We start from the raw sequence: 12,515 nt of genomic DNA, 5'->3' as shown, positions 1-12,515 counted from the left end.
CCGCGACGCCGCCGAAGCCGCGGCAGCAGGCCGAGCCGCAGCCACGGTCGCCGCAGCCCGCGCCGCCTGCGCAGACGCAAGCGGTGCAAGGCATGCAGCTGGTCGAGCGCAAGCCGCCCGCCGCGGCCATCGTGCCGGTGCTGTCCTGGCTCGCCGCGGGCATCGCGCTGGGCGGGGCGCTGCTTGGCGGCGCCATCAGCGCGCGCCGCCGCGGCGGCGTCGCGCTTCTCCCCGAAAAACACACCAAGACCCACTGAACATCATGACCCCTACCCTGCTTGAAACCCTGATGTATGACGTCGGCCAGTTGTTCCTGTACCCGACGCTCGCCTTGATCGGCCTGCTCTTTCTCTACGCCTTCTGGGCGCTCGGCGAGTTCGCMATGCAGGCCTGGCAGCGCCGGCGCAACGCCATCGAGAGCGGGCGCGGCTACGCACTGGTGACATTCGCGCTGCGCCAGCGCGTGCAGGACCCCGACGCGCTCGACGTCGCCGCGCACCGCCTGCTGGAATGGCCGCGCATCGCCACGCGCGTGGCGCCCATGCTGGGACTGGTGGCGACCATGATCCCGATGGGCCCCGCGCTCAAGGGCTTGTCCGGCGGCAATCTCGCCAATGTGGGCGAGAACCTCACCATTGCCTTCTCCGCCGTGATCCTGGCGCTGATCGCGGCCAGCATCACGTTCTATGTGGTMAACGTGCRCCGGCGCTGGCTGGCCGAGGAACTGGTCTGGCTCGGCAAGCACCAGCCGCAATGGGAGGTGGACGCATGAAATTCCTCGAAGAGAGCGAAGCCGACGATCCCATCCTGTCGGTGGTGAATCTCATCGACGTGTTCCTGGTGGTGATCGCCGCGCTGCTGGTGGCGATCGCGCAGAACCCGATGAACCCGTTCACGCATGCCGACGTCACCGTCATCACCAATCCGGGCAAGCCCAATATGGAGATCGTGTCCAGGCAGGGCGAGAAGGTCGTGCGCTACCAGGCCAGCGGCCAGGTCGGCAGCGGCGACGGCACCAAGGCCGGCGTGGCGTATCGCCTGAAGGACGGCTCGATGGTGTATGTGCCGGAAGGCGCAACTGGACAATAATAGTCACGACGCGCCGCCTGTGCCGATGGCGCGCGTGGCACGCTTCGTGCGGCGCGAATGCCCGTACAAGCGCCGCKAGCAACAACCGTAGCATTGAAACAGGACCACCCCGCCATGCCCACACTTACCCGCCTTGSTCCTCGCCGCGCCGCCGGAATGGTGATCGCGTCCGCCATCCTGGCGGGACTGGCCGGTTGCGCCGGCACGCCGCCCGCCGCCGTCGCGGGGGATGTCGCGCACCAGTTCACCGGTAAGACTTACGTGCTGCTGGGCGAGGTGCACGACAATGCCGACGGCCAGAAACGGCGCCTGCTGGCGCTGTCGAGCGCGCTCGAGGCAGGCTGGCGGCCCGCCATCGCCATGGAACAGTTCGACCGCGAACGCCAGGCCGATATCGACCGCGCGCGCCGCGAGCGTCCCGGCGATGCGGCCTACGTGGTCGCGCAGGCCGGCGGCACGGGCTGGCAATGGGAGCTGTACACGCCGGTGGTGGCGCTCGCGCTGCGCTACGACCTGCCGCTGGTGGCGGCCAACCTCTCGCGCGCCGATGCGGGCAAGATCGTGCGCGGCGGGCTCGACGGCCTGTTCGATACGGCCGAGCGCAAGCGCCTCGGTCTCGCCGCGCCGCTGCCCGCCGACGTGGCCAGCGAACAGACCGCCGTGCTCGAGCGCGGCCACTGCGGCAATTTCCCCAAGGCCATGCTGCCCGGCATGCTCGACGCCCAGGCCGCGCGCGACGCCGTGATGGCCGCCGCCATGCGTGCCTACGCCGACCGCGGCGCCGTGCTGATCGCCGGCAACGGCCACGTGCGCCGCGACGTCGGCGCGCCGCGCTGGCTCGCCACCGAGCAGGGCAAGATCTACAGCGTGGGCTATCTCGAACAAGCCGGCGCCGGCGAAGTGGGCGCCTATGACCGCGTGGTGCTGGTGCCCGCGCACAAGCGGCCGGACCCGTGCAAGGATGCGAAACCCGGCGCGGAGGCCGCGCCGGCCTGAGTGGCCAGACCGGCTTGCGCTGCGCCAACTGCGCGGCGCATGCCCTGCCCGCGCACTCGGCCAGCGCCAGCCGGACTCAAGCCGGCTATCGGCCGGCTATCAACCGGCCATCAACCGTATCAGCCGCCTATCAGCCGAACAGCTCCTCCGCCACCGTCGGATGCAGTTGCACCGTGGTGTGCAGGTGCGACAGCTTMACGCCAAGGCGCAKCGCTACCGCGAAGGCCTGGATGATTTCCGGCGCGGCGTTGTCCATCATGTGCGCGCCCAGCACGCGGCCGCTGCGCGCGTTGACCACCAGCTTCACCATCGATGCCTGCTCGCTGCCGCCGAAGCGGCTTTCCAGCGAGACGAAGCGGCGCACCACGCTCTGCACGCGCTCGGCCTTGCCGGCGTCTTCGATGGCCTGCCGCTCGCTCAGGCCGACGCTGCCGATGGCGGGTTCGCAGAAGACGGCCGTKGGCACCATGTCGAAATCCGCGCGGTCGCCGCGCCGCCCGAACAGGCGGTCGGCCAGCCAGCGTCCCTGGGCGCTGGCCACGGGGGTAAGGTGCAGGCCGTCGATKACGTCGCCGACGGCGTGGATCGAGCGTACCTTGCTGCGGAAGGAGCGGTCGACCTGGATGCCGCCCTTCTCGGCCCGTTCCACGCCGAGCGCTTCGAGGCCGAGACCGTCCCAGACCGGCTCGCGGCCGATGGCGGCGAGCGCGGCCTGCGCGCGCACGGTGTGGATGCGCTCCTTGCCGCCGTTGCCGCCATTCCCGCCATTCCCGCCGTTGCCCGCTTGCCGGTAGCACACGTCGATGGCGCCGTTGGCCTGGTTGAGCAGCGTGACCTCGGCATTGAAATGCAGGCGCACGCCCTTGGCGGCGAGTGCTTCGGCCAGCGCCGCGGCGATCTCGTGGTCGAAGCGCTGCAGCAGGCGGTCTTCGCGCACCAGCAGTTCGACCTTGACGCCGTAGCGCGACAGGATCGAGGCCTGCTCCACCGCGATATAGCCGCCGCCGATCACCACGATCGAGGCAGGCAGGCTCTGCCAGGTGAAGATGTCGTCGGAGCTGCTGGCCAGCTCGCCGCCGGGCACCGGCAGCGTGCGCGGGCGCGCTCCGGTGGCGATCAGGATGCGGCGTGCGCGGATGGTCTCGGCGCCGACCAGTACCTGGTCGGAGGCGGTGACGGTGGCCTCGCCGTGCAGCAGTTCCACGCCGGCGTTCTGCAGGTTGTGCGTATAGGCCACGTGCAGGCGCGCCATCTCGGCGTTGACGCGCACGATGGCGTCGCTCCAGTCCTCGCGCCCGCCGGTGTGCGAGAGGCAGCCGGAGAGGATGGCGGCCAGGGTGCCGCCGTAGGAGAGCATCTTCTTGGGCACGCAGCCGCGATTGACGCAGGTGCCGCCGATGGCGTCGCGCTCGACGAGCACCACGCGCGCGCCGTGCGATGCGGCGCGCCGTGCCGCGGCCACGCCGCCGGAGCCGGCGCCGATCACCACGAAATCCGCTTCGCGCTGCGCGCCGGACTTGCGCTTGCCGCGGCGCGKCACGCGCTCGACGGCCTGCTCGGTTGTCGCCCTGCGTGCGCTCTGGCGCTCGCTTGCCGGTCTTGCCTGGCGTTTTGTCATCAATGCCTCCTGTGGCGGCCTTGGCCGCATTGCACATCGTGATGACAGAGCCGGGCGCCGGACCGGCGCGTTGTTGCCCGCTACGCGCCGGCGCCCAGCTCCGTCTTCATGACAGACGGCCAGTCGCGCAGGAAGGTTTCCGCGTCGCGCTGGCCGAGTTCGTAGGCACCGATCATCGCGCCGGGCTGGGTGTAGTCCCAGCTCGAGATCGGTACCCGTTGCGAAGGTTGCAGATAGAGCCGCCGCTGCCCGCCCTGCTGCAGCACGAAGCGCTGCGGGCGCGGATAGAGCCTTGTCACCAGTACCAGGACGTTGCCCGGCGTCGGGTCGAGCGCGTCGACCGGCACGTTGTCCACCATGCCGCCGTCCAGCACCGGGCGCCCGTTGCGCCGCAGCACCGGCGTGAACGGCGGCGTGGATGCCGATTGCAGCAGCAGGTCGGCCAGTTGCTCGGGCGAGGCGCAATCCTGCGCGCGCACGAATTCCGGATGGAAGCCGAGCTTGCGCCCAAGCCGCGGATGCAGCGTCTTGAACCAGTGTTTCTCGATGTTGTACGCCAGCAGCCCGGCCATCACCGCCGTGCGCGGCCCGCTCCAGCGCGGGATATGCGCCACGCCGATGCGGATCTCGGGCGCGTCCTGCAACTGCGCCAGGCGGCCGTCGGCGAAGATATTCAGCAGCGCGGTGCGGTAGATGCCGTAGTGCGGAAACACGCGCTGCCTGGTCAGCAGGTTGCTCCAGTAGACATTGCGGCGGTTGCTGGCCAGCACGTCCTGGTAGTACGCCATCACCTGGCGCGCATCGTGCGTGTAGATCATGCACGCGGTGGCGGCGCCGGCCGAGATCCCGGCGATCACGCGGGGGCGCAGGCCCAGCTCAGGCGCCACCTTGTCCCACCAGCCGGCCTGCCACCAGCAGCGGTTGCCGCCGCCGGCGAACACGACCTGGTCGAAGGGGGAGGCGCAAGGCGAAGCGCCGGGCCGGAGGGTTGCGGGGCTCATGCAGTGAGGGTCATGCGCCGGATGGCGCGCAATGTCGGTGGGCAAGCCGGGCGAAGCGCCGCTCACAGCAGCGCGTAGGTTGTGGTGGCCTGCACGGCCAGCTTGCCGTCCGTGCCGGTCAGTTCGATCTCGCCGAACACCACGGTCTTGCCCAGGCGCAGCACGCGGGCGTGCACCAGCACGTCGCCCTTGATCACGGGGCGCATGAAGTTGGTGGTCAGCGTGACGGTGGTCATGGGGCGGAAGCTGCCCAGCGCGCTGGCGATGGCCACGATCATGGCGGTATCGGCGGCKGACATCAGCACCTGGCCGCACACCACGCCACCCGCGTGGCGAAACGATTCGTCGAACGGAAGCCGCAGTGTTACGCCTTGCGCATCAACGGCTTCGGCGCGCAGGCCGAGCTGGCGCACCCAGGGTGCCAGCACGCGCTGCAGCATGCCGTCGATATCGGCGGGCGTGAGAGTGGATTCCGGCATTGGCTCTGGCATGGCAGTCCCGTCTGTCCTGGGTGGCGGCCGGCCAGGCTGCTACTCGGTCTCCTCCGGCGCGGCGCGATGTTTGAGCCAATGATACAGGGGGCCGGTGCACAGCACCACGAAGGCCATCCGGATCACATGGAAGGCGGTGACCAGCGGCACGCCCAGCTCGAGCACCTTGGCGGTGATGCACATCTCGGCGATGCCGCCCGGCGTGGTGGCGAGGATGGCGGTGGCCGGATGCACGCCCGACAGCGCCGACAGGAGCCAGCCGAACAGCGCGGACAGCACCAGCGCCACCAGCGTGTAGAGTGCCACGCCGGTCAGGAAGCGCGGCGCGGTGTGCAGGAAATCACGCGAGAAGCGCGCGCCCAGCGAAACACCGATCAGCAGCTGGCCCGCGCGGCTCATCCAGGTGGGAATGGCCGACAGCTCGATGCCCGATGCCGTCAGCACCGCCGCGGCCAGCAGCGTGCCGATCACGAAGGGATTGGGCAGGTTCGCGCGCCGCGCGAGCAGCGCCACGCTGACGGTGATGGCGATCAGCACCAGCAGCCCGGCGTAGTTCACCGTGCGCGGGCCCGGGACATAGGGATCGAGCCCGTGGATGCCGCCGTACTGGAACAGCGCCGGCACCGCCACCACCACCATCAGCACCCGCAGCGAATGCGCGGCGGCGACCTGGTCGATGCGCGCGCCGTTGCGCTCGGCCAGGTTGGCCATCTCGGATGCGCCGCCGATGGCGGTGGAGAAGTACGCCGTCTTGAACGCCACGCCGGTGCTCCCGCGCAGCAGKAACGCGCCGCCGCAGCCCAGCGCCAGGGCGAACAGCGAACCGGCCACGATATAGGGGAGGAACTCCAGCAGCCGCGCCACCACGTCGGCGGTGAAGTAGAGCCCGAGCGAGGTGCCGATGGCCCACTGCCCGGCGTTGCGCGCCTGCGTCGGCGMGCGCAGGTCGGCCCCGCGCATGCGCGCGATGGCTACGGCCAGCAGCGGACCGATCATCCAGGGCAGCGGCGTGTGCAGCAGCGTGCAGAGCAGCGCGGCCGTCAGGCCGAGCAGCAGCGTCAGCACGACCGGACGCCAGCGGTGATAGAGAGTGGACATGTGGCGGCGGCCTGGCGAATGCGCCAGGACCGTCTGGAATGACGGCGGTGCTTGCTCCCGCGCCCCTCAGGGGCGGAGGGGAGAATGCATGCGCGATATCAGGTTGGTCAGCAACAAAAAAAAGCCCGGCACCGCGAAGTGCCGGGCCTTGCCCGCATTTTGCCCCGGATCAGCCGGCGGCGTCGGCTACCTCGCCGCGCCGCGCCGAGCGCCGCGCGAGCCAGCCCAGCACGCGCGGGATCACCACCACCGCCACGGTCATGGCGAGGATGGTGGCCGAGATCGGCTGCGTCACKAAGATCGACCAGTCGCCCTGGCTGATGGACAGCGCGTTGCGCAGCTGCTTCTCCGCGATGGGACCGAGGATCATGCCCACGATCACCGGCGCGGTGGGGAAGTCGAAGCGGCGCATGGCCATGCCCAGCACGCCGATCACGAACAGCAGCAGCAGGTCGAACCACGACTGGCGGATGCCGTAGGCGCCCAGGCCCGCGAAGATCAGGATGCCGCCGTACAGCAGCGGCGTGGGGATGCGCAGCATGCGCACCCACAGGCCGATGGCCGGCAGGTTCAGCACCAGCAGCATCACGTTGCCGATGTACAGCGAAGCCAGCAGGCCCCACACCAGGTCGCCCGAGGTCTGGAACAGCATCGGGCCCGGCTGCAGGTTGTAGTTCTGGAACGCCGCCAGCAGGATCGCGGTGGTGTTCGAGGTGGGGATGCCCAGCGTCAGCAGCGGCGCCAGCGTGGCGGTGACCGCGGCGTTGTTGGCGGCTTCGGGGCCGGCCACGCCTTCGATCGCGCCGACCGTGCCGAACTCGCCCTTGTGCTTGGACAGCTTTTTCTCGGTGGCGTAGGACAGGAAGGTCGGGATTTCCGCGCCGCCGGCCGGGATCAGGCCGAACGGGAAGCCGATGATGGTGCCGCGGATCCAGGCCGGCACCGAGCGCTTCCAGTCCGACTTGGTCATCATGATGCTGCTGAGCTTGTTGAAGCTGCCGCCGGGCTGCGGGAAGAAGGCGTTGAACAGCGCCTCGCCCACCGCGAACAGGCCCACCGCCACCACCACGATATCGACACCGTCGTACAGCTCCTGCACGTTCATCGAGTAGCGCGTCTGGCMCGACAGCGAGTCCATGCCGATCAGGCMGATGCCAAGGCCCAGGAACAGGCTGGTCATGCCACGCAGCAGCGACGAGCCCAGCACCGCCGACACGGTGGTGAAGGCCAGCAGCATGATCATGAAGTACTCGCCGGGGCCGAACTGCAGCGCCACGTCCGCCGCCACCGGCGCGAACATCGACAGCAGCACGGTGGCGATGGTGCCCGCCGCGAACGAGCCGATCGCCGCGGTGGCCAGCGCCGGGCCGGCGCGGCCGCTCTTGGCCATCAGGTTGCCTTCCATGGCGGTGACCATGGTGGACGATTCGCCCGGCGTGTTCATCAGGATGGAGGTGGTGGAGCCGCCGTACATGGCGCCGTAGTAGATGCCGGCGAACATGATCAGGGCGGCGGTCGGTTCCACCTTGGTGGTCAGCGGCAGCAGCATCGCCACCGTCAGCGCGGGGCCGATGCCCGGCAGCACGCCGATGGCGGTGCCGAGGAAGCAGCCCACCAGCGCCCACATCAGGTTGATCGGGGTGATGGCGACGGCAAAGCCGTGCATCAGCAAATTGAGAGTGTCCATGGATCAGCTCCGGTCAGAACCCGGCGACGGGCAGCAGCGGCAGGTTGATGCCGAGCAGGAATTCGAACAGCGCCCACATCGGCACCGTGATGCACAGGCCGATGAAGCCGTCGCGCAGGAAACGCTTGCTGCCGTAGCCACGCGCCACGCAGATCATCAGCAGCGTCGACGCCAGCACGAAGCCCAGCGTGCCGATCAGGGCCATATTGGCCACCAGGCCGGCCGCGACCCACAGGAAGCCGCGGAAGTTGTGCGGGGCCGAGGGCAGCTCCGCATCTTCCTCGGGCATGTTGCGAAAGCCGCCGCGGATGCCTTGCCAGGTCAGCGCGGCGCCGCACACGGCCAGGCCGATGGCGACCAGCGTGGGCAYGAAGCGCGGCGACAGCCCGGCATAGCCTTCGTCGCCGGAGATGCCCGGCAGGCCCACGAAGTAGAACAGGGAGAGCAGCAATACGGCAATGCCGATCGCCAGGTGCGAGGGTTTCATCAAGGACTCCTTCGGGCGGCCGTGCGTGGCGCGCCGCGGTTTGTCGCCCCGCACGCGGCGGGGGCCCGGCGACTTATGGTTTGGTTATTGGGTATCGCAGGTGGACACCAGGCCCCCGACCGCCGCGCACGCACCGGGCATTCCGGTGCGCCGCAGGCAGGGCCGACAGGTGAAGCGATGAAGCAATGAAGCGGTGATGCGGTGATGCGGTGATGCGGTGAATCCATGATGCTGCTGGCCGGCGCCGCGCGCCGGCGCATCGCTTACTTGGCCACGCCCAGTTCGCGCAGCGTGCTGCCCAGGCGGGTCGACTCGCTGTCCACGAACTTGCCGAACTCGTCGCCGGTCAGCAGGAACGGCGTCCAGTCGTTCTTGGTCAGCGTTTCCTTCCACACCGGCGTCTCGGTCGCCTTGACCACCGCGTCCACCAGCGCCTTGCGCTGTTCGGCGGAGATGCCGGGCGCGCCGTACACGCCGCGCCAGTTGTAGATTTCCACGTTGACGCCCTGCTCCTTGAGCGTCGGGATGTCCGCGGTGCGCTCCTTCGAGGTCACGGCCAGCGCGCGCATCTTGCCGCTCTTGATGAAGGGCAGGAACTCGGACACGCCGGCGATGCCGACGGTCACGTGGCCGCCCAGGATCGAGGCCGACGCTTCACCGCCGCCCTGGAAGGGCACGTAGTTGATCTTCTTCGGATCCACGCCGACGTCCTTGGCGATCAGGCCGGCCAGGATGTGGTCGATCGAACCTTTGGAGCCGCCGCCCCAGCTCACGCTGCCCGGGTTGGCCTTGAGCTGCGTKGTCAGGTCCTTGACCGACTTCAGCGGCGAATTCGCCGGCACCGTGATCACCATGGTGTCCGCGAACAGGCGCGCCACCGGCGTCGCGTTCTTCAGCGTGACCKGCGGCTTGTTGGTCTCGATCGCGCCCACCATGACCGCGCCGGTGACGACCAGCGCGTTGGGGTTGCCCTTGTCGGTGTTGACGAACTGCGTCAGGCCGATGGTGCCGCCCGCGCCGCCCTTGTTGTCGTACGAAGCCGTCTTGGCCACGCGGGCGGACACCAGCGCGGCGCCCAGCGAACGGCCGGTCTGGTCATAGCCGCCGCCCGGGTTGGCGCCGATCATGAACTTGACGTTGTCGAGGGCGAATGCGGGCGCGGCAGCCACGGTGGCGGTGATTGCGGCCGAGGCCATGACGACATGGGCGAAGCGATGAATCGAACGGCGCATTGCGGTCTCCTGCTTGTTTTAGGGTTGCCGGTGATTGGAGCACGGAGTTTGTGGCGCCTGGCGCGCGCCGACCCGGGGAGCATCCGGCTGGCATTCCAACGGGCTTGCGGGGGGCGGGGGGGCATTCCGGCGCGCCGGGCAGGACCCGGTGGCGAAGTGTTGTCTCCCGTCCGCTGCTCAGCGTGCATGCCGGACTTGTTCTTTGATTTTTGCCAGGCGGTATTTTGCCCGGATGGCCGCTATGCAGGCCATGGGGGGCATTCTAGGTGGGGGAAACTGTCAAAAGGCTGTCAAATTGACAGGTATTAGGCTGGGGTTTACGTGGGGGTGGATGTATGGAACATTTGCATTCCGGCCTTGGCAATGCCCTGGCGCGGCGACGCGCTCAGCCCGCTGCCGGCAACCCCAGCACCGCCCTCACCCCCTTGCCCTGCACCGCCTCGCCCAGTTCCACCGTGCCTCCGAAGCGCGCCGCCATCTCGCGCGAAATGGCCAGTCCCAGCCCGGAGCCGGGCTCGGTATTGCCGACCCGCCGGTAGAACCGCGCGAACACCTTCTCGCGCTCCTCGGGGGGAATCCCCGGCCCGTCGTCTTCCACCACGAGGCAGGCCGTGTTTCCGGCGCGGGCAGCAAAGAGCGTGATGCGGCTGCCCCTCGGCGAATACTGGATGGCGTTGTGGACCAGGTTGGCGAAGGCCTCGCGCAGCAGCGCCGCATCCGCGCGCACCGGCAGCACCAGCCCGGCAGGCCGCTCCCAGCCGAAGTCCTGCTGCTTGCCGCGCGCCAGCGGCAGGTAGTCCAGCGCGACCTGCTCGGCCACCGCCACGGCGTCGGTCAGGGGCGCCGGTTCGGCGGCGTCGCCGGGGTTGTCGGTGCCGGCTTGCTGGCGCACGCGCGCCAGCGCCAGCAGCTGGTTGGTGAGGCGCGCGGCTTGCTCGAGCTGGGTGACGATGCCCCCCACGGCTTCGCGGGCGGCCTGGGGCGCGTGCGCGGGATCTGCGCCGGCGCTCAGCTGGCGCTGGGCGAATTCGGCCTGCGTCTTGAGGATGGCCAGCGGGGTGCGCAACTGGTGCGCGGCGTCGGCGATGAACTGGGCCTGGGCCTGGGTCATCGCGTTGGAGCGCGAGACGTGCAGGTTGACGGCGTCGACCAGCGGGCGCACTTCGAGCGGCACGTGGTCGAAGGCCAGCGGCGCGAGGTCTTCCGCCGGGCGCGCCTGCACGTCGTCGCGCACGCGKGCGAGCGGGCGCAGCACGTAGGTGATGCCGGCCACCAGGATGGCCGCGCTGACCAGGATCAGCAGCACGTCGCGCGCCAGCGCGCCGCGCCATACGGTGGCGATCAGCTCCAGGCGCGGCTCGGCGCTTTCGGCTACCTGCACGATCACGCGCATGTGCGCATTGGGCCGGTACACGGGATGCGCCAGCACGGCGATGCGGACCGGGTCGCCGCGGTAGTCGGCGTCGTAGAAGCGCGACTGGTTGCTGGGCAGCGCACCGGCTGGCAGGGGCAGGTCGTCGTAGCCGGTGACGGTCTCGATGCGGCCGTCGCGCTCGAGCGAGACGCGGTAGAACACGTGGGTCTGCGYGGCSGTCTCGAACATCTCCATSGCGGCGTCSGGCAGCGCGATCTGCACGCTCTCGCCGGCCATGCCGATGGCGTTGTCGATGGYRCGCACSGAGCCGTACAGCGAGCGGTCGTAGGCGGCATTGGCGGCGTCGCGCAAGGTGCCGTAGGTCAGCCAGGTATCGAGCGCCATCATCGCCGCCAGCGCGGGCACCAGCAGCAGCAGCAGCTGGCGGCGCAGGCTGCCTTGCAGCCAGTGCCGCAGCCAGTGCCGGGGCAGGCGGCGCAGCATCAGGCCTGCCCTTCCGGTTCCAGCAGGTAGCCGAAGCCGCGCAGCGTGACGATGGTCACGCCGTGGCCCGACAGTTTCTTGCGCAGGCGGTAGACCAGCACTTCGATGGCGTCGGGGCTGACGTCGGCATCGAGCGAGAACACCTTGTCGAGCAGTTGCGCCTTGGTCAGCGGCTGGCCGCTCCTGGCCAGCAGTGCGCCCAGCAGCGTCGATTCGCGCGGCGTCAGCGCCAGCGGCGCACCACCCAGGGTGAAGCTGCGGGTCTCGCCGTCGAACACCAGCGAGCCGCATTGCAGGCGCGGATGGGCGCGCCCGCGGCTGCGGCGGATCAGCGCCAGGATGCGCGCCTCCAGCTCGGCGATGGCGAAGGGCTTGGGCAGGTAGTCGTCGGCGCCCAGGTTGAGGCCGCGCACGCGCTCGTCGAGCGTGTCCTGCGCGGTGAGGATCAGCACCGGGGTGCGGTCGTCGCGCCCGCGCATGGACTTGAGCACGGCCAGGCCGTCCTTGCCGGGCAGGCGCAGGTCCAGCACCACGGCGTCGTACTCCTCGGCCATCAGCCGCGCCTCGGCCTGCAGGCCGTCGGCCACGTGCTCGATCACGAAGCCGCCCTGCTCCAGCGCGCGCGCCACCCAGCGCGCCAGTTCGATTTCGTCTTCCACCAGCAGCAAGCGCACGCCGGTCCTCCCATGCTCGATAAACGTCCGTTGTTCACAATGCGGCACCGCCGCCGCCGCGGGGGACTGGCCGCGGGCGCCTATAATAACCCCGCCCCGGGCCGGGCGCGGCGAGCGCGCCAGGGCCCTCCCAGCCACCGATGTCAGCACCGATGGTTCCAGCCTTGCGCAAGTTGCTCCCCGTCTCCGCTCCGCCCGCAGCCTCTTTACCGCCCCTGTCGCCGTCTGCCGCGCCGCGCACCGCCGGCCTGCCGCCGAGCCCGCAACGCCGCCGCGTGCTGGCC

General features: G+C 69.8%; 13 protein-coding genes. 4 read left to right on the top strand and 9 right to left on the bottom strand.

Translation table 11 applies throughout. From position 1 onward, the window contains the following. The 4 genes from AC1DKV_RS38835 to AC1DKV_RS38820 all read left to right on the top strand — a co-directional run. The coding region (locus AC1DKV_RS38835; protein WP_477139571.1) for a hypothetical protein at positions 1-257 on the top strand (257 nt) is incomplete at its 5' end. 5 nt (positions 258-262) lie between these two features. Beyond that, positions 263-772, top strand: a complete 510-nt coding sequence (locus AC1DKV_RS38830; RefSeq protein ID WP_477139570.1) for a MotA/TolQ/ExbB proton channel family protein — start codon at positions 263-265, stop codon at positions 770-772. Beyond that, positions 769-1,089: a DUF2149 domain-containing protein gene (locus AC1DKV_RS38825; protein ID WP_441612814.1), complete on the top strand. Its 321-nt coding sequence runs from the start codon at positions 769-771 to the stop codon at positions 1,087-1,089. Before AC1DKV_RS38830 ends, AC1DKV_RS38825 begins: the two co-directional genes overlap by 4 nt. Positions 1,090-1,203: 114 nt before the next feature. Beyond that, positions 1,204-2,085, top strand: coding sequence for a ChaN family lipoprotein (locus AC1DKV_RS38820; protein ID WP_477139569.1), 882 nt, complete (start codon positions 1,204-1,206; stop codon positions 2,083-2,085). 130 nt (positions 2,086-2,215) lie between these two features. Here the strand turns inward: AC1DKV_RS38820 and AC1DKV_RS38815 are convergent, their stop codons facing one another. The 9 genes from AC1DKV_RS38815 to AC1DKV_RS38775 all read right to left on the bottom strand — a co-directional run bounded on the left by AC1DKV_RS38815 (position 2,216) and on the right by AC1DKV_RS38775 (position 12,231). Further along, positions 2,216-3,703 (bottom strand): FAD-dependent oxidoreductase, encoded by a 1,488-nt coding sequence (locus AC1DKV_RS38815; RefSeq protein ID WP_477139568.1) that lies wholly within the window; start codon positions 3,701-3,703, stop codon positions 2,216-2,218. 80 nt (positions 3,704-3,783) lie between these two features. Further along, entirely contained in the window at positions 3,784-4,704 is a 921-nt protein-coding gene (locus tag AC1DKV_RS38810) for a patatin-like phospholipase family protein (RefSeq protein WP_441612811.1), read from the bottom strand. Positions 4,705-4,766: 62 nt separating this feature from the next. Next, entirely contained in the window at positions 4,767-5,183 is a 417-nt protein-coding gene (locus tag AC1DKV_RS38805) for a PaaI family thioesterase (protein WP_441649896.1), read from the bottom strand. 51 nt (positions 5,184-5,234) lie between these two features. Continuing rightward, the gene (locus AC1DKV_RS38800) at positions 5,235-6,293 is read right to left on the bottom strand and encodes an AbrB family transcriptional regulator (protein WP_477139567.1); all 1,059 of its coding nucleotides are present in this window, start codon (positions 6,291-6,293) and stop codon (positions 5,235-5,237) included. 169 nt (positions 6,294-6,462) lie between these two features. After that, on the bottom strand, positions 6,463-7,980 hold the full coding sequence (locus AC1DKV_RS38795) for a tripartite tricarboxylate transporter permease (RefSeq protein WP_477139566.1): 1,518 nt from the start codon (positions 7,978-7,980) through the stop codon (positions 6,463-6,465). A 13-nt stretch (positions 7,981-7,993) separates the two neighbouring features. Then, entirely contained in the window at positions 7,994-8,467 is a 474-nt protein-coding gene (locus AC1DKV_RS38790) for a tripartite tricarboxylate transporter TctB family protein (protein ID WP_477139565.1), read from the bottom strand. 263 nt (positions 8,468-8,730) lie between these two features. Next, positions 8,731-9,699, bottom strand: a complete 969-nt coding sequence (locus AC1DKV_RS38785) for a Bug family tripartite tricarboxylate transporter substrate binding protein (protein ID WP_477139564.1) — start codon at positions 9,697-9,699, stop codon at positions 8,731-8,733. Between the two features lie 385 nt (positions 9,700-10,084). Next, entirely contained in the window at positions 10,085-11,557 is a 1,473-nt protein-coding gene (locus AC1DKV_RS38780) for a sensor histidine kinase (RefSeq protein ID WP_477139563.1), read from the bottom strand. Beyond that, the gene (locus tag AC1DKV_RS38775; protein ID WP_441612805.1) at positions 11,557-12,231 is read right to left on the bottom strand and encodes a response regulator; all 675 of its coding nucleotides are present in this window, start codon (positions 12,229-12,231) and stop codon (positions 11,557-11,559) included. Before AC1DKV_RS38775 ends, AC1DKV_RS38780 begins: the two co-directional genes overlap by 1 nt. Positions 12,232-12,515 lie beyond the last annotated feature (284 nt).

It is taken from the genome of Cupriavidus sp. 05T41, from assembly GCF_056396525.1.
Note: the sequence above shows the minus strand (reverse complement) of the source record. Positions and strands in the feature narration are given on the sequence as shown.